This is a genomic window from Arthrobacter sp. HLT1-20 (assembly GCF_054510895.1).
Window position 1 is genome coordinate 1 of record NZ_JBTNDR010000049.1, and the last position, 23,173, is coordinate 23,173.

The following is a 23,173-nucleotide window of genomic DNA, read 5'->3' on the forward strand; positions in this document are numbered from 1 at the left end:
GCCTCTCTGGTGTGACCCGGGCACGTTCTGGGCTCGGGGAAGCACTGGCTGCATGCGGAGCCGGGGACAGCTGATGAATCCTTGGTCTGAATTTTTTGTATCACTCCCCTCAGACCCTGGTTGGCAGGCAATGGCAGGGAACGGGCTTAGACTTGGGCTGACTGGGCCAGGGGGATGCCATGAGTTCGCGAGGAGTTTGCCTAGTTATCGAAGATGACTGGGATATTCGAGATTTGATCAGCGCTATTTTGAGCCGAGCGGGGTTCGAAGTCCATGCTGTCGCTTCGGGTACGGAAGGTGTTGTAGCTGCAGGAAGTCTGGATCCTGTGCTGGTGACTCTGGATATCGGGTTGCCTGACATGAATGGGCACGAAGTCGCACGCCAGATCCGGGAGGTATCCAAAGTCCCGCTGCTGTTCCTGACTGGCCGTGCCGGGCCCGATGATGAGATGGCTGGCATGGCCTCAGGGGCGGCCGCGTATCTGACTAAACCATTTCGGCCCCAACAGTTACGGGAAACCGCTGACCAGCTATGTCCGGTGAATCGAACCGCGTGTTAAGTATCGGGCCCCAAGGGCTCTGAGCAGGGCTGATCGGGTGGAATATTGTGGCCATCTGTGGTGGCCTAATCCGCCGGAAAATCCATGCGTGGAGGCGCTGCCATCGCGACGAACAGGTGAAGCGAAGAGGGCGGCACCAAGGTGTTGAAGTATTCAAAGTGGTTGAATGACCTGAGTTCCGCGCTCTTCACTTCATTGCAATCTTAACACCCCACTGGTGCACGGAGCCCATCCCTCACCTTGTCCTTGCTTAGGCTGCTTAGCTCTAATTTGGTCTCTTATCCAGCAAGCCAGGCAACGGAGGGAGGCGCCGAAATCAACATTATGAGTTTGGTGCTACACATCGTTGGCATCCCGCAGCGGAACCTTGACCGGGACACTTCGCCGTTGACAGGATGCGACTTCTGGGTCCTTAGATTAGGCGTCGAGGGGTAGGTTGCCGAGTACAGCATCCATGGCTTTCAGTGTCTGCTCCATGGCCTCCATTTGTGCTGAGATCCTGGCACGTTCACTGACCAATCGTTCGCGGAGGAGTGGAGTTTGTGACGCGGGATCGGCCATGCACGGCAGTATGTCCGCAATGGTCGAGCTGCAGAGACCGGCCTGGAACAAGCTGCAGATCAGTGCGACGCGCTCCACTGCGTCGTGTTTGTATATGCGTTGGCCGCTACTGGACCGTGTGGAAACGAGAAGATGTTGTTCTTCGTAATAGCGAAGAGACCGCGGACTGGTGCCGGTGGACTCAGATAATTTGCCAATTCTCATTGGTCGCTTGCCCCTCACATTGGTGTCAGGTCCTACTCTAATGATCATGACTACCAACCAGCCTGAAACCATCCCTGTCCTGCAACTTCGCGTCATCGTCGCGGCCGAGGATTTCGACGCCGCCATAGCCTTCTACCGGGACACTCTGGGCCTGCCCGAACAAGCCGCGTTTGAGGGAGAGGGCGACGCGAGGGTTTCGATTCTGGATGCTGGACGAGCCACCCTGGAAATCTCAAACCCGGCCCAGAAACGGATGATCGATCAGGTCGAGACCGGCTCACGGCAAGGCCCTGGCATCCGGCTTGCCTTTGAGGTCACCGACGGGTTCGGCGTCACTACCAAACTTGCTGAGGCAGGGGCAACTGTTATTGCCGAACCACGCGAGACGCCTTGGCGATCTCTGAACCCACGGATCGAAGCCCCCGCCGGGCTACAGATCACCGTGTTCGAGGAATTGGAGGACACTGCAACGCGCACCGGCCGCGAAGGTTTTGGAACCGCAGCAAGCAGGTATCGCACCGGATTCGACTGAGTTCGGGGAGCATCCCTCCACATGTGCTTGAGCAGTGAGGCGGAACTATGCGTTCTGAAGCCGAAGAACAGTGTCGATCTGCACCTTTGCGCTGAGTGGAAGCGCCGCTGCCTGGATCGTTGTCCGAACCGGGTACGGCGCTTCCAGATGCTTGGCATAGACGGCGTTGATGGCTTCAAAATCCTTGTAGTCCGTCAAGTAGATCGTGGTGCGCAGGAGATTCGACATGTTCAATTCAAGCTCGCCCAGCAGCGTCCCCAGGTTCTCCATCATGGCCTCGCACTGTTCTGCGACTTCGTCCGAAACGAGCATCCCGTCATCCGTACGCTGGCCGATGATTCCGGCGGTGTACCCAGTGTCACCGTGCTGTACGAAATGTGAAAACGGGGCCGTGGACTGGTGAAGGTTCGGACTGAAATGGTGCTTCGCCATGAATATTTCGTTCTACTTTCAACAAGAATATGAGGATGTAAAGAATAGCCCAACACTACATCGGGGCATCAGGAAACAATCCTGTGTGTCGATTGGCATCGAGATTCGTAAGCACCGTCCAGGTCTTTCCCGTGTAAGCCGGACCTGATCCGGGCACGAACTCGTGAGGGGATGGCTGTCGCCAAAGCAAAGGGCAAGCTGCGCGGAAAGCAGCCCAAGCTTTCCAAAGCACAGGAAGCACATTTGGTTTCTGTTCACCGGGCGGGAACACACGACAGTTGAAATTGCCGAACTCTTCGGCGTAGCCCGCTCCACCGTCTACCGCGCCATCAAACGTGCAGGCGACCCCTCATAATTCCTTAGCGTGAATTTCCGTACCGATCCTCCCCGGACCCCAAGTTCCACCGAATGGCCTGATTATCAAGGTATTGACAGCTTTGACCACGCCGTATCGCAGACGATCGTTCCCGTTCAGGCCCGGGGTTTGGCCGGTTAGAGACGGACGGTTCCCTCAATGCAGCTCGTGACATGTCCACCAACCCAGATTTTCCCATTGTGGAGACTTATCTGCACTCGACCCTGGCGTCCCAGGACTGTTCCCTGGGCTGCCGTGTAAGGTGGGGTCGCCAAAGCTGTGTCGATCATCCATCGCGCAAGGCCCGCGTTGAGGCTACCTGTCACGGCATCTTCCCACACGGGGTCTCCTCCGACGAAGGCACGCACTTCGAACTGGGTTTCCCCCTTGGACTCGTGCGGGCCTACAACTCCGATTTCAAGATCGCCGGCTTTTCCCGGGTCGGGGTGCAGGCCCAAAACTTCCCGTGCCGAGGAAAGCCGGACACCAATCCACTTGGGACCATTAACCAGCCACGACACATCAATAATTTTGTCCCGGGAGATCCCTAAGATCGTTGCTATTCGGCGCACGAGTGACTCTTCAACTGGGCCGTAGCGAGTTAGAGGTGGCGCCTCAAATGCTATTTCACCATCCGCTACACGGACCGGGATCAGCCCTGCCGCACATTCCTGTATGACCATCCCGCCGGGTCTTGTTGATCCACCTCCATCCAGCCACGCCTTGGCGGATCCAAGCGTTGGATGGCCAGCAAAAGGCAGTTCTTCCTTAGCGGAGAAGATCCTCACTCGGTAGTCGGCCTGTGGACTGCTTGGGGTTAGGAGAAACGTCGTCTCCGACAGATTGGTCCAGTTGGCGAACCGCTGCATGTCTTCGGCGCTCAAGCCGTCAGCGTCATGAACGACAGCCAACGCATTGCCTCGATATGCCTCATGGGCGAAGACATCAACTTCACTGTATCGGCGCGTTTTCATGGCGCCACTGTAACAGGATCCATCCGCCGCGCCGTGGTCCCATAAAACTGGCCAACCTGGGGCACTAAAGAAATTCACCCTTGCCCTGACGCGCAGAACAGCGATAACACGGCAGCTACGGACGGCTACGACACTCGGCAAAACCCTAGCGTCGGATATTTCACTTTTTCACAAGCCACCCCATTTAGGGAGCTAGGCGTGCTCGGCCATGACCCTGGTGACCCCGGTGCGATCCGCACCCCCTGCTGAACCCACCCAGTGCCCACGGACGGGAACCCCGGCTTCTAGGCTTGGCGCAGCAGATCCATTTCCTGGGCATTTACGGCGGACGCGCGCTCGAAAAGCTCGTTGGCGAAGTCGATCTGATTGTCGGTGAGGGTGTCGAGATAGTCGGCCCAACGGTCACCCACGCGAGCATATATGGGTCCAACACGAGCCATCACCGTCCCCAGGTTTGCGGTCACTATCACTCGTCGGCGGTCGTTGGAGTCGCGTTCGCGGGAGACATAGCCTGCCCGCTCAAGCCGGTCGACGACGGCCGTGATGGCTCCGCCGGCGGTGAGCCCGGTGCGCTCGGCGAGCTCGCCGGGGGTGGCTGGGCCTTGGCTGATCAGGATGCTGACTGTCTGCATGTCGGTGCTGTTGATGCCGCCGAACCTGGCGACCGCATCCTGGAAGATCACAGCGCGCGCCATGAACTCACGCATGGCTTCCGCATTGCGTGCGATCGCGGCGGTGCGTGTTGACGTCTTCTCGCTCATCGATTATTCTCTCTAATTACGAGAGACTCTCGGATGGAGAGTCTCGCCACTTCGAGGATACCAAATGTCCCGCGCACTCATCATCGGAAGCGGCGTTGCCGGACCGGCTGTCGCCCAGTTTCTGCAGCGAGCCGGTTGGGAGTCGGAGATCTTCGAGGCCAACGCGGCACCGGACTCGTACAGTGGTCTCTTTCTCAACGTGGCAACAAACGGTCTCGCCGTTCTTGAGCACCTCACGCTGCGCGACCAGGTGGTGTCCGACGGTCACCGCGCACCGCACATGGTGATGTGGAGCAGCACCGGCAGAGAGCTCGGCACGGTCCCGAATGGCCCAGCGGGGGACCCCGAACGGGGCAGTGTTGTCGTGAAGCGCATCCGGTTGCATCAGGTGCTATGCGATGCGGCGGTTGCGACGGGTATCCCGATCACCTTCGGAGCGCGCCTCACGAAGATCGAAGAGGCACCGGATGGGGTACGCGCGACGTTCTCGGACGGTCGCGTTGCTGTGGGGGACATTCTGATCGGTGCTGACGGCGTCGGGTCTCTCACCCGCAGGTGGATTGATTTTGCGGCCCCGGCCCCGGAGTACAGCGGCCTCGTCGGTCTCGGCGGCTTCGCCCATGTTCCCGGATTGAAATATACCCCGGACACCCAGCACATGGTTTTTGGTGCACGCTCGTTCTTCGGCTATTTGGTGCGCGAGGATGGCACCGCGTATTGGTTCGCGAACATCACCCACCCAGAGCCAGCACGCGGTTCGCTGCGAGATATTCCCAGTGCGGCATGGCTCGCAGAACTCCGTAACCTGCACTCCGATGATCCCTACCCGGTTCCGCAGATCCTCGCGCGCACCGAAAGTGATTTGGCGGGGTATCCGATCTACGACCTGACGCACGTTCCGCACTGGAGTCGTGGTCGGGTTGTTGCGATAGGCGACGCAGTACACGCCACGAGCCCAAGTGCAGGGCAGGGGGCATCCCTCGCGCTGGAAGACGCCATCACCCTCGCGAAGTGTCTGCGCGATCTGCCCGACCACACGACTGCCTTCACCGAGTACCAGCGGCTGCGCCAGCCGCGAGCTGAAGAGATTGTGAGGTACGCCCGATCAATCAACAAGCGAAAGCGGGTGACGAAGAGCCGTCTCGGCATCACGATTCGGGACGCGATGATGCCGATGTTCCTACGCAAAGCCGCCGCCGACACCCGCAACGACTACCTCTACAACCACACGATCGAGTGGCGGACGAGCACCCACTCACCATGATCGATCGCCTGCACCTGCCGAGCTGGTCTGCTCCGGTCGGGCACGTGCGCAATCGGGCTGTTGGATGCACCGAGCTGCGCTCCAGTGATCGGCGTCCGAATGCGGGTCCTCCACCGGATACATCCGCCCTGAACTGCATCGTTGCGACCGTTGACCTTCGACTGTTCCGCGAACATGTAACACCGGGTCCCAACACCGGCCAGATCCACCCAGACATCACCGAAATAGACTTCTGCCTCAGCACCAGGAGCATGCTCCTGGGGAATGAAAACTCCTAAATGGACTTTCCCTGCCTCGAAGACAATCTGTGCCCGACGGGCCTTCACGTACTGGCGTACCGTTGAATACGAGATCACAGCCTGATGCTCATCAACCAGGCGGTCAAAAATCCGTGGACCGTGTGGCGCTGCTTCCGTGGAGCATCCAAATCAGCGATCAATATCTAATCGATCACGACCCGAAACCAACCCGGTTTCGGGGCCGATCGTCATGGTTGGCGGACACCGCCCGTATCGGACCAAACCCGCCAACCATGCATAATTACGAAGAGCCGGTAATGCGCGCCTAGCGGAGTGTCTACGGTCGCCGGGAGCCGCCCCACACCTAGAAACAGTCTTTCCCCTTCTGACTCTAGTGTGTCGCGGATGGATTGTTCACAACACGAATTTCTTTTCCATTGGCGTCGACCAGCTTGCCGTCTTCACAGCGATCACCATCTTTTAGGGATGCGAGGACTGACATGTCGACTTGCCGGTCGGTGCCGGCGGCAAAAACCGATGGGTTTTCCGGATTGCCGCGCTTCAAGTGGTTGAAGAGCAGGTTCAGCAGAATGGCCATGATGGCCGCCGAACTGATGCCCGAGTGGAAGATGGTGATGAACCAGTCTGGGAATTGGTTGTAGAACGCGGGCGCGGCGATCGGGATCATGCCGAAAGCGATCGAGGTGGCCACGATGATCAGGTTCATGTTGTTTTTGTACTCCACCTGGCCCAAGGTACGGATGCCACTGGCGGTAACGGTGGCGAACAGCACCAGCCCGGCACCGCCGAGCACTGACATCGGCACGGCTGCCACCACACGGCCCAAGACCGGCAATAGGCCCAGGAGGACCAGGATGACGCCGCCGGCGGCGACGACGAAGCGGCTCTTGATGCCTGTCACTGCGACGAGACCGACGTTTTGGGCAAACGCGCTTTGGGTGAACGAGCCAAAGACGGGGGAGACCATGCTGGAGGCCATGTCGGCGCGCAGGCCGGCGGCGATGCGCTTGGAATCAACCTTCGTTCCGACAATCTCCCCCACGGCCAGGATGTCTGCCGTCGTTTCGGTCAAGATTACAAGGACCACGATCACCATGGAGATGATGCCGGCGATCTGAAACGTCGGCAGACCCAGATGGAAGGGGGTGGGAAAGGCGAAGATGGCACCATTGCCGATCTTGGAGAAGTCGGCCTTGCCGATGAAGACGGCCACGAGGGTGCCGATGACCATGGCCAGCAGGATGGACAGGCGGGAGATGGTGGCGTTTCCGAGCTTGCTCAGCAGCAGCACAACAGCCAAGGTGCCGAAAGCCAGCAGGATGTTGGAGATGCTGCCATAGCCGGGAGCCTTGCTGTTACCGCCCATCGCCCAGTTGGCGGCCACCGGCATCAGCGTCAGACCAATGACAGTGATGACGGTGCCCGTGACCACCGGTGGGAAGAACTTGACGATCTTGGAAAACACTGGGGCAATCAGCAGGCCGACGGCGGCCGAGACAATGACGGCGCCGAAGACGGATTGGATGCCGCCGCCGCCGTTGACGATCGCTACCATCGTGGCCACGGAGGCGAAGGACACGCCCTGGACCAGTGGCAGCTTCGAGCCGAAGAACGGCACGCCGATGGTCTGCAGCAAGGTGGCGAGGCCGCCCATAAACAACGCTGCGGTGATGAGAATGCCGATGTCCTGGGTATTCATGCCGGCCGCTTGGCCAACAATGAGAGGGACGGCGATGATTCCGCCGTACATAGTCAGGACATGCTGGAAACCATAGGCGAAGCTGGCGCCGATCCCGAGACGCTCGTCTTCCGGGCGTGCCACATTCACGGTGACGGCACCTGTGGCGGTGCGGGTTGTTTTAGGCATTTTTGAGGACCTCCTTGTCCTGGGGCGCGCCGACGGCGACGGGCCCGGTACTGCTGGGTGGTGCGATGACATCGTGGTTAGCAGAAGCCGGCGATACTGTCCCAGGCGTTGCCGGCGCCGCTGGCATCCTCGCGAAGGACGGTGGCCTCGATTAGGCCGTAAGGACGGTCCGCGGCAAAGAAGACCTCGTTGGGGTTGTCGAGGCCGAACGGAGACAAATCCACCAGGAAGTGGTGCTTGTTGGGCATGGAGAACTTGATTTCATCGATCTCCGGGTGTGCGAGCAGGACCTTCTTGCCCATCTCGAACAGCGTCTGCTGCAGGGCGTGGGAGTAGCCCTCGGTGAATCCCTCCAGGAGCAGTGCCTTGACGTCGCCGTAGGACTTGTTGAAATCAACCTCGGTGGTGTTGAACCGCCACCGGGCCGATACATCGGTGGCCAGGATCCGGTCGGTTGTTTCGGCCAAGGTGGTGTATTTATCCCTCGGGTAGCCAACAAACCCTGACTGTGTGGTCTTGAGAACGGTCAGGTCCTTAAGCCCTGCAATGAGGTGCTTGTTCTCACCGTCGACCACCAGCACCGCGGTGCGGACCTCCTGGCCATTGCGCACGAACGAGTGGTCATGGCCGAGGCCGTTAGCCTGGATCCGGTCCCAGGAGTAGGATTCGGCTTCCCAGCGGCCCCCGGTCACCCAGTCGAAGCCGGACGTGAAGTGGTCACCCAGACGGAGCAGGAACGCCTCCGGCGAGCCCACACCTTCGCGGGCCAACGCATAGACGGTGTTCTTCTGGGTGTCGGTGGCCACCACATGTGCGTTATCGCCCCTGAGGTGAGCGTCGGCAAAGTCACCACGGAGCTGGGAGGTGACGTTGAGGTCCTCAATCTCGTGGCGGTCCGTGTCGCGGGTGACCTTTACCAGGCGCACCTCGGCCTTGCCGTACTGGTTGGCTCCCAGGATGATGTTGCTGTTTTCACTCATGATTAGTTGCCTCGATAGGTGGAGTAGGAGAAGGGGCTCAGCAGCAAGGGGACGTGGTAGTGGTCCTCGCCGGCTGCAATGGTGAAGGTCAAGACGACCTCGGGAAAGAAGGTCTCGGTCGAGGACCGGGCAAAGTAGGCGCCGGTACCAAAACGCAGCTGGTAGTTACCCGGCACCAGCGCCTCAGGACCCAGTGCATGGACCCGGCCTTGCTCATCGGTCACACCGGCAGCAATATGTGCCCACGCGGTGCCGTCGGCGGCGAAAAGCTCCACCGCAACATGATCCGCAGGTTGGCCCGAAGCGGTGTCCAGGATGTGCGTGGTGACGTGGGAAACGCTCATGCGCTGACCACGCCCTTGAGACGCAGCAACGCAATCTCGCGCAGCTGCTGGGCGACTATGGGGGCTTCCTGGTTCGGTGTATTAGCCAAGCGCCGGTTCAGTGCCGCGAGGATGTCCTGAGGTGCCCGGCCGGCGGCCCTGATAAGGAACACCTGGCCAAACTTTTCCTCGTACGCCCGGTTCCCATCAGCCAGTGACATGGCAAGTTCCGGGTCAGAGGAGTCAACACCGGACTGCTCGCGCCGCGAAAGCGCTGCCTCGGTACTGTCCCCGGCTGCCCTCTCACCAATGCGTGGATGGTGCGCCACGGCGATAGCAATATCCGTGGGAGTAAAAGGAACGGCAGCTGCCCACGCGCCACTAAACAGCTGGCTCAGGGTCGAATAGGGACGGGCTGCGATGATTTCATCAATCCACCGCTGGTTATCAATACAGGGACGAAGCGTTGCGACAAGGGCTTCCCTGTCGGCTTCGTTAAATTGTTTCAGTAACAAGAGTTTACTGTCCTTGAAACTCAAGTACTGGCATCCACGGCGTCGGCTATACGAAACGGCTGATCCGGAGACGCAGCCGACCTTTTGTCTATGTTTCGTATCGTGGAACTGTTATTTCAGTATGTGTAAAAGTGTTCCCGATCACGTTTGACTTGTCAAGACGTAATTCATCGCCTGCTGCAAGAGCGCCGGATACTCACGGGATATAGCGCGGCATTCACCCATGAGATCCCCAATAGGTAACGGGGGTACCTTCGAAGCCGACGTGCTGGTTGCCGCGGAGACGAGGGCAACTCACGGTGTGCTGCTGGCCGCCGGGCGACGGCGGCCAGCTCGCGTCCGAATCGAGCTAGAGCTGCTCAAAGATCAGGGTTGTTTGTGTGCTGACAAATGCCCGGTTGCTGCCCAGGTTGAGGGCAACAAAATCGCGCAGATGTGCCGTGCTGGCGCAGGCCACATGGAGGAGCAGGTCATGGTCGCCACCTAGTACAAAGACGTTCAGAGTCTCCGGTAGATCGCGCAGTGTGCGGGCAAGGTCAAGCATGTTTTTTCGGGCGAGGGCATGGACGTTGATGCTGATCATCGCTCCGACGTCAAGGCCAAGACTGCTCAGATTGATATCCGCATGGAAGCCGCGAATGATGCCTGCCTCACGCAACGCCTTGACCCTGTTCAAGCACGTAGAAGGTGCGAGATTGGTGCGGCTTGCCAGCGTGTTGTTGGGTGTGCGGGCATCTGCGGAGAGTTCACGCAGGATGATCAAGTCTGCCTCGTCCAACCGAATCGGGTTCAGTTGACTCCGGTGATCACGCACGAATTGTGAATTAAGCATTGAATATATCACCAGTTTTGATTGATTGTTCAGTTTGTCTTGTTACTAGTTGTTGATTATTCTATCTTGTGAGGTAAACCACAAGCTATTGCCAGTGCTGGCGAAGTCCACCAGGAGTAAAGATGTCCACCCATAACACAGCAACCCGTACCGAACGTCAGGACTGTGTCTCCGCCGATGCGACCGATTCCTTGGCCCGATTCCGTGAGCGGTTCATTCTGCCCGAGGGAGTTATCTACCTCGACGGCAATTCCCTGGGTCCGCGTCCGGTGGGGGCCTTGGAGCGCGTCCAGGACGTCGTCACCAAGGAATGGGGAGTCGGGCTGATTCGCAGTTGGAATACCGCTGGCTGGTTCGATCTCCCTGGCCGGCTGGGGGACAAGCTGGCTCAGTTGATGGGTGGCGGAAAAGGCGAGACTGTGGTGACAGATACGACAAGCCTGAACTTGTTCAAGGCTCTTGCCTCGGCGATCCGTATTCAGCAGGTGGACCACCCCGAGAAGCGTGTCATTGTCACTGAACGCGACAATTTCCCCTCCGACGTCTACATTGCCGAGGGAATTACTGACTTCTTGAACTCCATGGCTCAGGAGTCAGGTATTCGCTATGAGGTGCGCCTGATCGATGACGAACTGCCCCTCAGTGAGGCCCTCGATGAGTCGACGGCCGTGATTGCGCTCTCACACGTCAACTACAGGACCGGAGCCATGTGGGACATGGCCGAGGTGACATTCCAAGCCCACGAGGTGGGAGCTTTGGCGATCTGGGATCTGGCGCATGCGGCCGGTGCCGTCACCGTCGACCTGGTCGGGGCCGACGCCGACTATGCCGTAGGTTGTACCTATAAGTACCTCAATGGCGGGCCAGGATCTCCGGCCTTCATTTGGGTCCATGCCCGCCATCAGGACCGTTTCTGGCAGCCACTAGCGGGCTGGTGGTCCCACGCCAATCCCTTCGCCATGTCTCACGCCTATACGCCGGCGAAGGACATCAACCGGTTTCTCTGCGGCACCCAGCCGATCACGGCCATGGCCATGGTGGAAACTGGCCTGGACATCATGCTTGAGGTCGACGCTGACGCTTTGCGTAGCAAATCCCTTGAGCTGACCGACTTGTTCATCACTCTCGTCGAGCAGCGCTGCGCCGACCATCCGCTGGAACTGATTACCCCGCGCGACCACACCATCAGGGGCAGTCACGTGAGCTTCCGCCACCCGGACGGCTACGCTGTCATGAGCGCACTGATCGCCCGCGGCGTCATCGGCGACTACCGCGAGCCTGAGGTGTTGCGCTTTGGCATCACCCCGCTATACCTCAGCCATGCAGATATCTGGGATGCCGTTGAAATCCTGCGCGACATCCTGGACACCCATGCCTGGGATGCCCCGGAATTCCGGCAACGCAACGCCGTCACCTAAGCACCCGCGGCCCACCGTCGTCAGCGTTTTCATTTCCCCGTATGCCCGCTCGAAACGCCATGCCCGGCAGCTTCGATGCCCCCTTCAAGGAGACAACGATGTCAGATACCTTTGACCAGATTAAAGAACGCGAAAAAGGGCTTAGACGCGAACTAACCAGCCCCCAACTGACCATGATCGCCCTCGGTGGCGCCATTGGCACCGGCCTGTTCCTGGGTAGCAAGTTCGCCATCTCCTTTGCCGGACCCAGCGTCCTGCTCAGCTACGTGATTGGTGGCCTCATTGCCGTCGCGCTGATGGGTGCGCTGGCCGAGATGACTGTTGCGCACAGCACAACAGGATCCTTCGGCGCCTTTGCCGAGCACTACATTTCCCCGCTGGCCGGATTTTTGACGAAATACTTGTACTGGTCCTGCATTGTGCTGGCCGTCGGCACCGAGGTCACGGCAATCGGCGACTATATGAAGCTGTGGTTCCCCACCGTGCCGCCCGTCCTTTGGATCTTGCTGTTCTCGGCCGTGCTGATTGGCGTGAACATGTTCAACGTCAAGGCCTTCGGCACTCTCGAGTATTGGTTCTCCACGATCAAGGTCTTCGCGATCCTCGCGTTCATCCTTGTTGCCGCGATTCTCGTCTTTGGCACGAAGAACGAAGCCTATGGTGTGCACAACTACACGGCCGAGGGCGGGTTCTTCCCGAACGGGATTAGCGGCATGTGGTTTGCAGTCGTCGTGGCGATCTTTAGCTACTTGTCGATCGAAATGATTGCCGTCGCCGCAGGCGAGGCGAAGGACCCAGGAGCGTCGGTGAAGAAGGCCTTCAAAGTGACGGTCTTCCGGCTTTTCCTGTTCTACATTCTTACGCTCGCCCTGATCTTGGCGATCGCGCCCGTCAGCAAGATCCTGGCCGGTGATAGTCCCTTTGTCACCGTTATGCAGGTTATCGGGATTCCGTTCGCTGACTCCTTGATCAACATTGTGGTGATCATTGCCGCCTTGTCGGCAATGAACTCCCAGCTCTACATCTCCACCCGCATGATGTTCAGCTTGGCAAGGGCCGGCCAGGCGCCGGCCATTCTGGGCAAGCTGCGCAAAAATGGTGCCCCGGTCAACGCGCTGTTGCTCTGCACCGGGGGTATTGCAGTGGCAACGTGCGTCTACGTATTGAATCCGGTGGATGGCTTCACATTCATGATGGCACTGTCCATGTTCGGCGCAATGGCCACGTGGTTCATGATCTTTGTAACTCATCTGGCATTCCGCCGGGCCACCAAGCGCGACGGGACTGTCCTGTCCTACAAGCTGCGGTTCTACCCGCTGGCATCTGTTATAGGCGCAGTGATGATGGTGGCCCTGCTGATCACCACACTCTTTATTGACGCCTTCTCGATGACACTGATCTTTGGTATCCCATTTGTCCTGCTCGTCATTGCCGTCTACTTCGTGATGAAGAAGCGCCGGAGGAGCATGCCTGTCACCGAAATTGCAAACGTTGCCGAGCCGAGTGAACTCCTGCACTGACCGTACCCCCTCAATGAAGGGGTGCGGCCCGACGCGTCAGCGAAGCGTGAAGATGGTGCGGTGCCAGTCCTTTTCCACTTGCCCGATGAGGTCAAATATGACGTGTTTGACCTGGGTGGAGTCCTCAAAGGAGTAACCTGACACGTCCTTGCCGAAACAGGACTGCTTAAAACCGCGATGGGGCATCTCCTAGACTATCGCTGCGGGGTCCTTGACCCACACGCAGCCAGAGTTGATTTCCCGGGTTGCTCGCAGGGGCCGGTGCAGGTTGCTGGTCCACACCGATGCCTCCAACCCGTAAACGGTGTTGACAAGGCCCAGGTGTGATGGAGGGTTTGTTAGACCCGTTCCATCATTTTGATGACGGGTAGATTTGACTAGTAATTAGCTTCCGCTTCCACAGGTGTTATGCCGACATTGTGATTATGCCGATGTTGGTCTGCGAGGCCAGGTTTCATGCGGTGGCCGGGGTAAAAAGATCGGCATAGTCATAGCGCTGCGAGGAAGGCCAGGACGGTGTCTGTGGGCTGATAACGTCCAGTTGCCGGGACTCCGGGAGGGGAGACTTTCGCGATAGCGGCCTCTTTCAGGGTCATGTCGGCGTGGAGGTAGATGTTCGTCGTGGCGATCTGTTCGTGGCCGAGCCAGAGGGCGATGACGGTGACATCGACGCCGGCGTGCAATAGCCGCATGGCCGCGGTGTGCCGCAGTGTGTGCATGGTTATACGTTTGTCGGCCAGCGACGGGCAGGGAATGGTGGCAACGGCGGTGGCGTTGTGGATGCGGTGCTCTATCGCGTCTCGGCTGAGCGGGCGCCCCGTGCTGGTGGTGAATAGCGGGGAATTGGAATCACCGCCATGTTCACTGATCCATCGGTTCAGGACCGAGACGGTCGCCGGTAGCAGCGGGGTGCGGCGTTCTTTGCGGCCTTTGCCCAGGCAGTGGACGTGTGGACCGGTTCCGGTGTGGATGTCGGCGATCGTGAGGCCGATGATCTCGCTGATCCGCAGCCCGGTCTGAATCGCCAGGGTGAACATCGCGTGATCGCGGCGGCCGGTGCGGGTGTCTTGGTTGCAGGCGCCCAGCAGTGCGTCGGCTTCGGCAACTTCCAGCCAGGTGACGATGTTGCGTTGCATTCGTGCGGACGGGATCGCCAGAACTCGTTGGATCACGTCAGCATGCTCGTGGTGGCTCAGCGCGGCGTAGCCGAACAGTGAGTGGATAGCGGCTAGGCGGGCGTTCCGGGTGCGGGCACTGTTGCCGCGGACCGTTTCCAGATGATGGAGGAAGCCGGTGATGGTGTCCGCGTCAAGGTCGCTGATCTCCAAGGCTGAGGGCGTTGTGCTTTTCTGAGCACAGGCGTAGCCGAGAAGCAGCGTGAACGTGTCCCGGTAGGAAGCGATCGTGTTGGCGCTGGCCCGACGCTGGGTGAGGAGCCGGTCGGTGAAGAACGCTTGCAGCAGCGGGGCAAGACTGCTCATGAGTCCACCTGCTCCCGGGTGGTCGCAGTATCGAGCCGGGCTGCGGCGTAGGCGAGCAATTCCGGCACCGCACTCAAGTACCAGTAGGTATTTGCGGGGTCGGAATGGCCCAGATAGATCGATAGGGCCGGCATCTTCGCGGCAACATCAGCGCCGTCGCGGTACCAGCCAAGCAGCGTGTTGACCGCGAAGGTGTGCCGGAGGTCGTGCATCCGTGGCTGCTGCAACGCGGTGCGTAGTCCCGCGGCGGTGGAAGCTTGCACCCAGGCATCGCGAACCGTCATGTATTTCAACCTGTCCCCGTCCGGGTCGGTGAAGAATGCCGACCTCCGGTCGTGGTGCTGGTCGTTACGCCAGTGCGCATAGCGTTCGAGGGCGGCGGTAGCGGTCGAATGGAGCGGGACCAGGCGTGGGTCATGCCCCTTACCCCGGCTGATGAGCAGCACTCCGGCCTGCAAATCTGCCATGTCCCGGTCCAGCGCGAGGGCTTCCCCGATGCATAACCCGGTGGCGGCCAGTAGGGCGAACAGCACCGGGTAAGTTTGGGCCCGATTCCCGCCCGCCAGAGTGGCAGCGGCACGGATCACCGCCGTGATTTCATCGGAACTACAAATATACGGAGCTTGACGATGCACGGGGCCGGCAAAGATCCCGCGGGGAGGGACCTCGTGGACCGGGTCAAGGGCGTGCATGTATGTGGCGAAGCGCCGGAGTGTGGTCATCCGGGTCGCTGCTCGGGTCGCTGGCGCAGTTGACACCCCCGCGGGCAGCAGGCTGCTCCACGTGATTGCCTCTGCCACGGTCATGGCCTCGATGCCCGCGGCCGTGAGGTGGCTGGCGAATTGGTGCAGCAGGTGTTCAGGCCAGGCAAGGCTCGCGCCGAGTTGGCGGCGCAGGCGCAGATAGTCAGCGACGTTCTCCTCCCAGGTCATGACAGTTCACCTCCGTCCGGCCAGGGTTGGGCGAGTTCTCGCAACCTCGCCACATCCACACGGGCGTAATTTGCCGTTGTCGCAGGATCGGCATGGCGCAGCACTTGACCAATCGCGGCCAACGGCACTTCGGCGGCGACCATTGCCTCGGCCAGTCCGTGGCGCAGCTGTTGGGGTCCGAATCGATCCAATTTCGCGCGGTGCACGCGCGGGTCACGATCAGCCAAACCCCTGGAGATGATAGCCGCCGTCGCGGAGCCCTGATCGTGCAAAACACTTCGCACAGGCTAGCATCGGCCGGGCGGGCGTGCATCAGGTAATCGACCACCGCCGCACCCACCTCCGTCGGCAACGGAAGGCATTTGTGTTTCGTGCCCTTGCCGCGAATGAGGACCTCGCCGTGGCTCCAGTCGATATCCTCCAAGCGCATCCCGGCGACTTCTCCCGCTCGCAAACCGAGCCGTGTCAGCAGCAGGACTACTGCATACTCGCGGCGCCCTGCCACCGAATGTCGCTCACAGGACTGCAGCAGTGTTTCGATCTGGGCTGGGCTGGCACCGATAGGAAGCAGCGAGGGCAGTGGTTCTCGTATCACCAGTGTTGCGCCGGTCAGGTCATGATCGAGCGCTCCGGTGACGTAGCAGAACCGGAAGAATGCCCGCAGCGCATAGCCCAACTTCTTCACCGACGCCGGAGCTCGCCCCACGCCCTCCTCCAGCAACGCCCGGGTGACATCTGAACCACTCAAGCCGGCAATCCCACCGTCAGGGCAATATGTATTCAAAAAACGGCGCACCCGAACCGTGTAATCCAACGCGGTCGGAACCCCGATGAGCCGCTCACTCAAAAGGTACTGCTCAAACAGGACCAGCACAGTCGGGTCCTGCGAGGGCGGAGGCGGAACAGCGGCTTCCACGGTGATCGCTCCCGACGCTGCCAACCAGCCCAGCAACGTCCGAAGGGCGCGGCGGGTGAACAAAACGGTGTGGGTCGCTTTGCGTTCCGTCAGGAAATCGTCGATTTGGACCGCTGTCAGATCGGCGAGGCGTATTTGTTCGGCTTCAAGCCAACGGCTCAGGTGAGCCACCAGATGCAACTGGTCGTGGTGCCTCATGTCAAGATGCTCGCGAAATGATTCCTGCGTGCCTCATCTATTGTGCTCGCGAAAGTCTCAGGCTGCGTGGGGTGATTGGGAGTAGGTCTTGGCGGCGGCCAGCCGGATGAGTCGTTGCTGGATCTCGTTGATCCTGTTCGTCAGGCCGGCGAGATCCAGACTGGCGTAGAGCTCATCCATGTGGTGGCGTTGGGGTTCGAGCATGATCCCGGTGTCCTTGATTCGCTTGGCCGGGGTGCGTGGATCGTCGTAGCTGCGCACTGACTTCCCTCGCCGGCTCAGCTGGTACCCGGTGACTTTCTTTGTGGACTGGAACAGGTTCTTGCGCAGGTTCACCAGCAGCCAGAGCTCGTTGAGAAGGACCAGTTCAGTGTCGGTGTCGTAGCGGTAATTGAACGCTGAACGGCGCACGACGGCACCGTTTTTCTGTTCCACGAACGGGTTGTTGTTCGAGTGGTGCGGCCGGGACCTGGTCATGCGAATGTTATGGGCATCGCACCACTTCGTGACGGGATCGTTGAGGAATTCAGAGCCATTGTCGGTATGTGCATGGTCGATGGAGTACGGGAATTCTTTCTGGATTTCATCCATGTCCCCAACCACCCATCGTGAGGCTTTGTTCTTGATGGCCCGGTTGATCGTCCACCCGGTGAAGACACCCGTGACAGTGAGTGTGAACGCGTACTGGCCCTTGGCGTTATTGCCGCAATGTGCCACGGTATCGATCGCGACCAGGCCCGGCTGCCAGTCAATGTCCGGGATGCGGGACATGATCGGGATCGCTTCGGTGTACTGGTTCCGCCGCGACCGGGTCGTTGACTTCCCGTCCGGATACATGGATTGTTTGAACGGTGCCAGCAGCCGGTCGATCGTGGCCGCACTCGTCGCCAGCAACTGGGCATGCACGGCCGGGCTGTAGCGGGCACGGGCTCTGCCAAAGGAGCCCGTGAGGATGTGGGCTTCCATGTTGGCCAGCGTGGTCTCCATGACCGCTGCCAAGTACTTCCCGCACGGCTGCCCCGCCACGACCCAGACCTGCTGGAGCACCCTCACCGTGTCATAGCCGTACGTCGGCGGTCTCGGCTTGCGTGCCACCGCACCGGCCGGCCGGCCCCTCTTGAAGGCCCGGCCGAGTTGGCGGCGGGCATTCGCCCTGGACCAGCCAACCTCGACCACCAGCCGGTCCAGGATCTCGCCCTTGGCCTTCTTCGACGCCGACACATACGCGCCAGCATCCTTCTTCGTTGTTTCCCTGCGCGCAGACAACGACAACCCATACATCCCTCCAGCACAGCAAAGCACCCGAACCTGCGCCAGAGATTTCGCGAGCATTTCCCAAATGAGGCACGCACCCCATTTCGCGAGCACTTTAGATGAGTCTCGTCGGACTCTGGTGACGCGCGAGCGAGTTATGGTATCGTGGCGGAAATGGTGCTGGAGATTCGGTCGCGTTCGTCGGATTCGCCTTGGGTTTCTTCGGTCTGGACCTGCCGCAGCGCAGCGACTACCGAGATGACGGCGGTCGCGACGGAGACATGGGGTTTGGTGTTCTGGGAGCAGCAGGGCCGCGCGTATGCGGCTGCCACTGGGCCCGAGACCCAAACGACCACCGCACCGGTTCCCGAGGACGCGGTCTTCCGAGGCATCCAATTCGCTGTCGGCACGTCCCTCAGGATGACACCCACTTCGATGCTGGTGAACTCAGGAATCGATCTCCCCGAAACGACACGACGACGGTTCTGGCTCGATGGGCACCGCTGGGAGACGCCGGGATCCGACGATGCGGAAGCATTGGTTGATCGTCTGGTCCGTTACGGTGTGGTGGTGCGCGACCCAACGGTCACTGCCGTGTTGAGCGGTCGCCCCGTGTCGACGACGGACCGGACCATCGAACGACGGTTCCGAGCCGCAACAGGGCTGAGCCGCGGCGCCGTGGGACAAATCGAACGCGCTCGCACAGCGGCCGAACAACTCGCGTCCGGTGCCACGGTCGCCGATGTCGTCTCAGTCCTCGGGTTCTTCGACGAACCGCACCTCGCGCGAGCACTCCGCCGCTACGTTGGACGCACTGCCGGGCAGCTTCGTGGGGGCATGAGCGGCCTGCTCGCCCTCAGCATCTCAGTGCACGACGTCGTAGACGACCTTCACGACCCCGTTGGAGTAGGTATCGTACTCCCGCAGAACTAGCTTCTGCTGATCCCGATCCGAACCACTGAACAGACTCTTCCCCGCGCCCAGAATCACGGGGAACACCAGGAGGTTATACCGGTCGATGAAGCCGGCATCCGAGAGCGTCCGCACCAGTTCCGCGCTTCCATGGATGAAGATGGCACCGCCCTCGGTCTCCTTCAACGCCGCGATGTCGTCGACGGTACGCAGGATCTCGATCGGCCCCCAGCCGTCAACGAGATCGTCCTTGGTGAGGGTGGTCGATACGACATACTTCGGCAGGTCATGGTAGGCAGCGTGGTCCTCGGACCCGGGCCAAAACGGGGCGAACGCGTCATAACTACGCCGCCCGAACATGACCGCTGTCGTTTCCTCCAGTTCCTCGTCCTTCAGCGAGTACGCCTCCGCGACGAACTCCGTGTTCATCACCCACCCGCCGCTACGGTGCCCCTCAATCTTGCCACCCGGAGAATCCACCACACCATCCACCGACATGAACCCCGTCCACACCAATTCCCGCGTCATAACGATCTATCCCCTTCACCATCGACCATTCGTCGATTCCGATATCTGCCCGGATCGATTCCTCGGCAGTACGTCCACCATACAAACGGAACACTGGCGCTGTCTTGGACGAAAACGACACTCAGCCCGAGGCTCGGTTGGAGACGAGGGACCCCAAATCCGTAGCTTCTAGTGCTCCAACTCATCTGCGGGGAAAGTTCGGAAATTTCACGCACGGCCCTGGGAGAATGATCAGTGCAGCGTCAGCCAAAGAAGGGGACCAACATGGCCAGCGGTTTCAAAATCAATAAGACTGGCCGGGGGCGAAAACCCAGTCGAGCAGGAGAATCGATGGACCGATGAGGTGGAGAAGCTCATTTGCCTACTCCAAGGTGCGACCTTGGGGAAGTTCAACGCTACGAAGGAGCAGATTGTAGACAAGCCAGGTGACGGTCATATACGCAACTTCACACGTTCGCAGCACGGCAAAGCAGTGCGAGTCATCGCCCTTGAACCGGAACAAGATCACTGCACCGATGACCAGGGTCACGGCAGCGAAGACGTTCGAGTCGATCGTGAACATGCTGAGGAAGTTGACTGAGGTGTACTACTGATATGAGACGTTCCTGAAAGAATTGTTCCCATGTCTTCTCGACCAACCTACTCTGATGAGTTCAAGGCCGACGCTGTTGCGTTAGCTGATTCCTCGGGCCGCCCATTAGCTCTTGTGGCTGCCGAGCTCGGCAGCTCCCTGACAGCACTCAAACACTGGGTCAAGCTCTCCCACGAGGACAAAGGAGGTGCCGGCCAGAAACCGGAGGGCCCGGAGGATGCCGCGAAGTACAAGTCCATGAAGGCCCGGCTGCGTGAAGTGGAACGGGAGAAAGAATTGCTAAAAAAGTTTCAGCGTTCTTCGCCAAAGAACAACGGTAGATGGCATCTACCGCTTCGTTCAGCAGCAGGAGAACGCCGGAGAAAAGACCGCGTGGATGTGCCGGCAACTCTGTGTGCCACGGTCCTCGTACTACCGCTGGCGTGAAGCCATAGAAACGCCCACAACTACCCGTCATCGGGAGCTGACGGGTCAGGTGAAGACCGTCTTTGAATCTTCTGACGGGATCTTTGGCCACCGCATGGTGCATGCGAAACTCTCCACGGCCGGCGTTGAAGTGTCTCTGGGAACGGATGGGTAGCCAGGCGGATGCGTACTTTCAAACGCACCTCCACCCCCTCAGATCCGCAGAAGGTATTCAAGGATCTGATCGGCCGTCACTTCACCGCTGCCGCACCTGGTACCCGCCTGGTGGGCGATAATACGTATCTACGTACCAGTGAGGGCTGGCTGTACCTGGCCACCGTCATTGACTTGTGTACCCGCATGACCGTTGGCTGGGCCATGGCCGACCATATGCACGCATCGTTGTGAGTCAGCGCGCTGACCATGGCCAGAGACAGCGGGCACCTGCGGGCCGGAGCAATTTTGCACAGCGATCACGGAACGCAATATACCTCCCGTAAATTCGGGACCTGGTGCACCGGGAATAGCGTCCACCAGTCCATGGGAGAAACCGGTTAATGTTGGGATAATACCGTAGCCGAGTCAGTCTTCTCGTCCCTGATAAACGAGTTCTACCACCACTACAGCTTCGACACCCGCCAAGGCGCCAGGCTCTACATCGAAGTCTTCTACAACCGGTGGAGACCTCACACCCCAAACATCGGACTACCGCCGGTAACAGCGAAGGCCAACTTCACCACCGAAAACCAGCAACTACCCGCTGCTGCCTAACCAAAAAACCAACCAACGGTCCAGTATCCTTGACACACCTCAGAGAGCGCGGGCTGGGGTTTGCTGGTGTTGTGCGTCGAGGGGCCGCACCTGTGGGCTGCCTGGCCATGGCCATGCGACTGGGGTCTGATGAGCGTCAGATCGTGCGTGTATTCTCTTTTCTGAGAAGTGACCAACCGCCTTGTGAACTGCACCCCGAAAGTTGGACTCGGTAAATAGGAGTCTACGGGGTCTGAGGATGATCCATACGGGAATTCACGCTAAGGGGATCAATCGTGCGGAGTGTAGCGTTTAGCCCCCGCGTCACCAGGCTTTTACTCGGGCAGGGTATACGGGAATCTGACGCCTGCGGAACCGCGCTGTTTGGAAAGTTTCCGAAGTTGGATGCCCACGCTCAGATGAAGGACCGGCTTGCGGGCCACTCCGAAATGCCTATCCGGACGGACCCCTTGCGGGTGCTTGCGAGGATAGGACGGCGGGCGATCGCTGCCTGTTGCCCAGCTCGGAGCAACCGGTCACCCTTGCGTAAGCGCCGCCATTACCCGCGTTTGCGCATTGTCTCGATCCACACCCGCATCTACCAGCGCACGATCTAGGCGGTCGCTATGGACACTCAGCACCCCGAACAATAGGTGCTTGATCCCGACGTGATCGGAATGAAGCTCCCGCGCGGTGCGCTGCGCCGCCTTGAGGGCCTCCAGAGACTTGCGGGTGAACGGCAACGATTCTGAGGTGTCTTGCGGACCAGGGGAGGCGAAACTCATTATCGCATCACGCACTTCATCCGGCCAGACGCCCAGCGCCGTCTGCACCGCGTCCGGATATGCGTGCAAAAGCCCCAATAGTAGATGCTCGGGACCGATGTACGAGTCATGCATCATTGCCCTTGACTCTTCCTGAGCCAGGACCACCGCCCGCCGGGCACCGTCGGTGTAGTTCCCAAACATCCTCGAACCGCTCATGCCCCAAAGCGTAGTCTTCACGGCGCGCCGGCACCACGGGCGCGCCTCCCCGGAGGAGGATGTCCTGACGCGGCCGCTAGTCGAGCTGCGGCCGTGCCAGGCGTTCCCGCTGACGGTTCCCCTGCGGGAAACTCGGCCACTCGTTCTGGTGACGAATGGCTGCTTCGGCTACGGTGACTACTATGTGGCCATCGACCTTGTACCCGGCCGATGCGGGAACCGACCTGAAAGTTCGAGTCATGAAGACAGCCTTGTCACGCTCCAGAGTACTTGCGCTGACAGGCCTGCTGATCGCATTGGCAGGCTGCACCATCCCGCAATCGACCCCGACCACGCCCGCATCGACCAGCCAGCCCTCGTCGTCGGCCGACACAGTAGCTGCCCTCCCAGAAGAGAGTGCAACGGTTGGCTGCAAGTTGTCACGTCCAGTTGAAGAAGCCCTCCCAGTCCAAGCAGATGACCTGGCCCTTGGGCCACTGGTGTATCCAGGATTGCTCAATGGGTGCCCTCAAGCACTAACGGCCCCGGTGGACGGAATTACTTTTGCCAAGATCGGGACCCACGTCTCACCGGACGTAACGGTCACGGTATCCATCGCCCCGGAAGCAATAAGCTGGGCTAGCATCGTCACGGAATCCGGGCCACCGGCCGGCTACTTATCTGTGACATACACGAGCTGTCCCGCTTCCCAGCATGAAGCTGGCTCCTGGTGGGTCGGCGGATTCGCCCTCAGAAACCAAACGTCTGCATGCATTCCGCTCAACGTGCAAGTACAAGGTGAGGCCTCTGCGAGGCAGACCGTCATTTCCTTTGGAGACAAAACCTGCACCTGACAGTCCCCGTCAATGGCTGTCTCGCAACCCG

26 protein-coding genes and 2 pseudogenes are annotated in these 23,173 nt (G+C 59.8%); 9 read left to right on the forward strand and 19 right to left on the reverse strand.

Going from position 1 to position 23,173, the window contains the following annotated elements:
• Positions 1-179: 179 nt before the first annotated feature.
• Positions 180-560: a response regulator gene (locus ACX80Q_RS17330; RefSeq protein WP_459331782.1), complete on the forward strand. Its 381-nt coding sequence runs from the start codon at positions 180-182 to the stop codon at positions 558-560.
• A gap of 417 nt (positions 561-977) precedes the next feature.
• On the opposite strand, the gene ACX80Q_RS17335 is transcribed toward ACX80Q_RS17330, so the two are convergent.
• The gene (locus ACX80Q_RS17335; RefSeq protein WP_459331783.1) at positions 978-1,451 is read right to left on the reverse strand and encodes a MerR family transcriptional regulator; all 474 of its coding nucleotides are present in this window, start codon (positions 1,449-1,451) and stop codon (positions 978-980) included.
• Between ACX80Q_RS17335 and ACX80Q_RS17340 the strand changes: the two genes are divergently transcribed.
• Entirely contained in the window at positions 1,372-1,857 is a 486-nt protein-coding gene (locus ACX80Q_RS17340) for a VOC family protein (protein WP_459331784.1), read from the forward strand. The genes ACX80Q_RS17335 and ACX80Q_RS17340 overlap by 80 nt on opposite strands.
• 45 nt (positions 1,858-1,902) lie before the next feature.
• Here ACX80Q_RS17340 and ACX80Q_RS17345 read toward each other — a convergent pair whose 3' ends face one another.
• Positions 1,903-2,289, reverse strand: coding sequence for a RidA family protein (locus tag ACX80Q_RS17345; protein ID WP_459331785.1), 387 nt, complete (start codon positions 2,287-2,289; stop codon positions 1,903-1,905).
• A 141-nt stretch (positions 2,290-2,430) separates the two neighbouring features.
• Between ACX80Q_RS17345 and ACX80Q_RS17350 the strand changes: the two are divergent.
• A pseudogene (locus ACX80Q_RS17350) lies at positions 2,431-2,644 on the forward strand (helix-turn-helix domain-containing protein); the annotation flags it as partial.
• 137 nt (positions 2,645-2,781) lie between these two features.
• Here the strand turns inward: ACX80Q_RS17350 and ACX80Q_RS17355 are convergent.
• Together ACX80Q_RS17355 and ACX80Q_RS17360 are read right to left on the reverse strand one after the other, a co-directional pair.
• On the reverse strand, positions 2,782-3,618 hold the full coding sequence (locus ACX80Q_RS17355) for a PhzF family phenazine biosynthesis protein (RefSeq protein WP_459331786.1): 837 nt from the start codon (positions 3,616-3,618) through the stop codon (positions 2,782-2,784).
• Positions 3,619-3,902: 284 nt separating this feature from the next.
• Positions 3,903-4,379, reverse strand: coding sequence for a MarR family winged helix-turn-helix transcriptional regulator (locus ACX80Q_RS17360; RefSeq protein WP_459331787.1), 477 nt, complete (start codon positions 4,377-4,379; stop codon positions 3,903-3,905).
• A gap of 64 nt (positions 4,380-4,443) precedes the next feature.
• Between ACX80Q_RS17360 and ACX80Q_RS17365 the strand changes: the two genes are divergently transcribed.
• The gene (locus ACX80Q_RS17365; RefSeq protein ID WP_459331788.1) at positions 4,444-5,643 is read left to right on the forward strand and encodes an FAD-dependent monooxygenase; all 1,200 of its coding nucleotides are present in this window, start codon (positions 4,444-4,446) and stop codon (positions 5,641-5,643) included.
• A gap of 630 nt (positions 5,644-6,273) precedes the next feature.
• Here the strand turns inward: ACX80Q_RS17365 and ACX80Q_RS17370 are convergent.
• The 5 genes from ACX80Q_RS17370 to ACX80Q_RS17390 all read right to left on the reverse strand — a co-directional run bounded on the left by ACX80Q_RS17370 (position 6,274) and on the right by ACX80Q_RS17390 (position 10,402).
• Positions 6,274-7,770, reverse strand: a complete 1,497-nt coding sequence (locus ACX80Q_RS17370) for a nucleobase:cation symporter-2 family protein (RefSeq protein ID WP_459331789.1) — start codon at positions 7,768-7,770, stop codon at positions 6,274-6,276.
• Between the two features lie 77 nt (positions 7,771-7,847).
• Positions 7,848-8,750: a factor-independent urate hydroxylase gene (pucL, locus tag ACX80Q_RS17375; RefSeq protein ID WP_459331790.1), complete on the reverse strand. Its 903-nt coding sequence runs from the start codon at positions 8,748-8,750 to the stop codon at positions 7,848-7,850.
• A gap of 2 nt (positions 8,751-8,752) precedes the next feature.
• The gene (uraH, locus tag ACX80Q_RS17380; protein ID WP_459331791.1) at positions 8,753-9,094 is read right to left on the reverse strand and encodes a hydroxyisourate hydrolase; all 342 of its coding nucleotides are present in this window, start codon (positions 9,092-9,094) and stop codon (positions 8,753-8,755) included.
• Complete coding sequence (gene uraD / locus ACX80Q_RS17385) at positions 9,091-9,588, reverse strand: 2-oxo-4-hydroxy-4-carboxy-5-ureidoimidazoline decarboxylase (protein WP_459331792.1); 498 nt, start codon at positions 9,586-9,588, stop codon at positions 9,091-9,093. The genes uraH and uraD overlap by 4 nt, the downstream gene beginning before the upstream one ends.
• A gap of 349 nt (positions 9,589-9,937) precedes the next feature.
• Positions 9,938-10,402 carry an Lrp/AsnC family transcriptional regulator gene (locus ACX80Q_RS17390; RefSeq protein ID WP_459331793.1) on the reverse strand — a complete coding sequence of 155 codons (465 nt, stop codon included), beginning with the start codon at positions 10,400-10,402 and terminating at the stop codon, positions 9,938-9,940.
• Positions 10,403-10,542: 140 nt separating this feature from the next.
• Between ACX80Q_RS17390 and kynU the strand changes: the two genes are divergently transcribed.
• The gene (gene kynU, locus ACX80Q_RS17395; protein WP_459331794.1) at positions 10,543-11,838 is read left to right on the forward strand and encodes a kynureninase; all 1,296 of its coding nucleotides are present in this window, start codon (positions 10,543-10,545) and stop codon (positions 11,836-11,838) included.
• A gap of 98 nt (positions 11,839-11,936) precedes the next feature.
• A complete protein-coding gene (locus ACX80Q_RS17400; protein ID WP_459331795.1) occupies positions 11,937-13,358 on the forward strand; it encodes an amino acid permease in 1,422 nt (473 codons plus the stop codon).
• A 36-nt stretch (positions 13,359-13,394) separates the two neighbouring features.
• On the opposite strand, the gene ACX80Q_RS17405 is transcribed toward ACX80Q_RS17400, so the two are convergent.
• The 6 genes and pseudogenes from ACX80Q_RS17405 to ACX80Q_RS17430 all read right to left on the reverse strand — a co-directional run bounded on the left by ACX80Q_RS17405 (position 13,395) and on the right by ACX80Q_RS17430 (position 18,157).
• A complete protein-coding gene (locus ACX80Q_RS17405) occupies positions 13,395-13,544 on the reverse strand; it encodes a hypothetical protein (protein WP_459331796.1) in 150 nt (49 codons plus the stop codon).
• 3 nt (positions 13,545-13,547) lie between these two features.
• Entirely contained in the window at positions 13,548-13,679 is a 132-nt protein-coding gene (locus ACX80Q_RS17410) for an aldehyde dehydrogenase family protein (RefSeq protein WP_459331807.1), read from the reverse strand.
• A 167-nt stretch (positions 13,680-13,846) separates the two neighbouring features.
• Positions 13,847-14,839: a tyrosine-type recombinase/integrase gene (locus ACX80Q_RS17415; protein WP_459331797.1), complete on the reverse strand. Its 993-nt coding sequence runs from the start codon at positions 14,837-14,839 to the stop codon at positions 13,847-13,849.
• Complete coding sequence (locus tag ACX80Q_RS17420; RefSeq protein WP_459331798.1) at positions 14,836-15,771, reverse strand: tyrosine-type recombinase/integrase; 936 nt, start codon at positions 15,769-15,771, stop codon at positions 14,836-14,838. Before ACX80Q_RS17420 ends, ACX80Q_RS17415 begins: the two co-directional genes overlap by 4 nt.
• Positions 15,768-16,885, reverse strand: a pseudogene (locus ACX80Q_RS17425) (tyrosine-type recombinase/integrase). Before ACX80Q_RS17425 ends, ACX80Q_RS17420 begins: the two are co-directional and overlap by 4 nt.
• Before the next feature lie 57 nt (positions 16,886-16,942).
• Positions 16,943-18,157: an integrase catalytic domain-containing protein gene (locus tag ACX80Q_RS17430; RefSeq protein WP_459331799.1), complete on the reverse strand. Its 1,215-nt coding sequence runs from the start codon at positions 18,155-18,157 to the stop codon at positions 16,943-16,945.
• 156 nt (positions 18,158-18,313) lie between these two features.
• Here ACX80Q_RS17430 and ACX80Q_RS17435 point away from each other — a divergent pair, with 156 nt between their 5' ends.
• A complete protein-coding gene (locus ACX80Q_RS17435) occupies positions 18,314-19,072 on the forward strand; it encodes a helix-turn-helix domain-containing protein (protein WP_459331800.1) in 759 nt (252 codons plus the stop codon).
• On the opposite strand, the gene ACX80Q_RS17440 is transcribed toward ACX80Q_RS17435, so the two are convergent.
• Both ACX80Q_RS17440 and ACX80Q_RS17445 read right to left on the reverse strand, forming a co-directional pair.
• The gene (locus tag ACX80Q_RS17440) at positions 19,004-19,579 is read right to left on the reverse strand and encodes a dihydrofolate reductase family protein (protein WP_459331801.1); all 576 of its coding nucleotides are present in this window, start codon (positions 19,577-19,579) and stop codon (positions 19,004-19,006) included. The two genes, ACX80Q_RS17435 and ACX80Q_RS17440, sit on opposite strands and share 69 nt — an antisense overlap.
• Positions 19,580-19,940: 361 nt before the next feature.
• Positions 19,941-20,141 (reverse strand): hypothetical protein, encoded by a 201-nt coding sequence (locus ACX80Q_RS17445; RefSeq protein WP_459331802.1) that lies wholly within the window; start codon positions 20,139-20,141, stop codon positions 19,941-19,943.
• Positions 20,142-20,201: 60 nt separating this feature from the next.
• Here ACX80Q_RS17445 and ACX80Q_RS17450 point away from each other — a divergent pair, with 60 nt between their 5' ends.
• Positions 20,202-20,597, forward strand: a complete 396-nt coding sequence (locus ACX80Q_RS17450; RefSeq protein WP_459331803.1) for a transposase — start codon at positions 20,202-20,204, stop codon at positions 20,595-20,597.
• A 162-nt stretch (positions 20,598-20,759) separates the two neighbouring features.
• Entirely contained in the window at positions 20,760-20,984 is a 225-nt protein-coding gene (locus tag ACX80Q_RS17455; protein ID WP_459331804.1) for a DDE-type integrase/transposase/recombinase, read from the forward strand.
• An 878-nt stretch (positions 20,985-21,862) separates the two neighbouring features.
• Here the strand turns inward: ACX80Q_RS17455 and ACX80Q_RS17460 are convergent.
• The gene (locus tag ACX80Q_RS17460) at positions 21,863-22,330 is read right to left on the reverse strand and encodes a Clp protease N-terminal domain-containing protein (protein ID WP_459331805.1); all 468 of its coding nucleotides are present in this window, start codon (positions 22,328-22,330) and stop codon (positions 21,863-21,865) included.
• 55 nt (positions 22,331-22,385) lie between these two features.
• Entirely contained in the window at positions 22,386-22,682 is a 297-nt protein-coding gene (locus ACX80Q_RS17465) for a hypothetical protein (RefSeq protein ID WP_459331806.1), read from the reverse strand.
• Positions 22,683-23,173: the final 491 nt, after the last annotated feature.

Bases quoted from the DNA above. Each gene is read 5' to 3' on its own strand.
- kynU (WP_459331794.1), top strand. From the start codon at position 10,543: ATGTCCACCCATAACACAGCAACCCGTACCGAACGTCAGGACTGTGTC.
- ACX80Q_RS17420 (WP_459331798.1), bottom strand. From the start codon at position 15,771: ATGACCTGGGAGGAGAACGTCGCTGACTATCTGCGCCTGCGCCGCCAA.
- ACX80Q_RS17405 (WP_459331796.1), bottom strand. From the start codon at position 13,544: ATGCCCCATCGCGGTTTTAAGCAGTCCTGTTTCGGCAAGGACGTGTCA.
- ACX80Q_RS17355 (WP_459331786.1), bottom strand. From the start codon at position 3,618: ATGAAAACGCGCCGATACAGTGAAGTTGATGTCTTCGCCCATGAGGCA.
- pucL (WP_459331790.1), bottom strand. From the start codon at position 8,750: ATGAGTGAAAACAGCAACATCATCCTGGGAGCCAACCAGTACGGCAAG.
- ACX80Q_RS17455 (WP_459331804.1), top strand. From the start codon at position 20,760: ATGCGTACTTTCAAACGCACCTCCACCCCCTCAGATCCGCAGAAGGTA.
- ACX80Q_RS17365 (WP_459331788.1), top strand. From the start codon at position 4,444: ATGTCCCGCGCACTCATCATCGGAAGCGGCGTTGCCGGACCGGCTGTC.
- ACX80Q_RS17370 (WP_459331789.1), bottom strand. From the start codon at position 7,770: ATGCCTAAAACAACCCGCACCGCCACAGGTGCCGTCACCGTGAATGTG.
- ACX80Q_RS17400 (WP_459331795.1), top strand. From the start codon at position 11,937: ATGTCAGATACCTTTGACCAGATTAAAGAACGCGAAAAAGGGCTTAGA.
- ACX80Q_RS17415 (WP_459331797.1), bottom strand. From the start codon at position 14,839: ATGAGCAGTCTTGCCCCGCTGCTGCAAGCGTTCTTCACCGACCGGCTC.
- ACX80Q_RS17335 (WP_459331783.1), bottom strand. From the start codon at position 1,451: ATGGCGGCGTCGAAATCCTCGGCCGCGACGATGACGCGAAGTTGCAGG.
- ACX80Q_RS17330 (WP_459331782.1), top strand. From the start codon at position 180: ATGAGTTCGCGAGGAGTTTGCCTAGTTATCGAAGATGACTGGGATATT.
- ACX80Q_RS17345 (WP_459331785.1), bottom strand. From the start codon at position 2,289: ATGGCGAAGCACCATTTCAGTCCGAACCTTCACCAGTCCACGGCCCCG.
- ACX80Q_RS17360 (WP_459331787.1), bottom strand. From the start codon at position 4,379: ATGAGCGAGAAGACGTCAACACGCACCGCCGCGATCGCACGCAATGCG.
- ACX80Q_RS17340 (WP_459331784.1), top strand. From the start codon at position 1,372: ATGACTACCAACCAGCCTGAAACCATCCCTGTCCTGCAACTTCGCGTC.
- ACX80Q_RS17445 (WP_459331802.1), bottom strand. From the start codon at position 20,141: ATGTTCACGATCGACTCGAACGTCTTCGCTGCCGTGACCCTGGTCATC.
- ACX80Q_RS17440 (WP_459331801.1), bottom strand. From the start codon at position 19,579: ATGACGCGGGAATTGGTGTGGACGGGGTTCATGTCGGTGGATGGTGTG.
- ACX80Q_RS17450 (WP_459331803.1), top strand. From the start codon at position 20,202: ATGTCTTCTCGACCAACCTACTCTGATGAGTTCAAGGCCGACGCTGTT.
- uraH (WP_459331791.1), bottom strand. From the start codon at position 9,094: ATGAGCGTTTCCCACGTCACCACGCACATCCTGGACACCGCTTCGGGC.
- ACX80Q_RS17435 (WP_459331800.1), top strand. From the start codon at position 18,314: ATGGTGCTGGAGATTCGGTCGCGTTCGTCGGATTCGCCTTGGGTTTCT.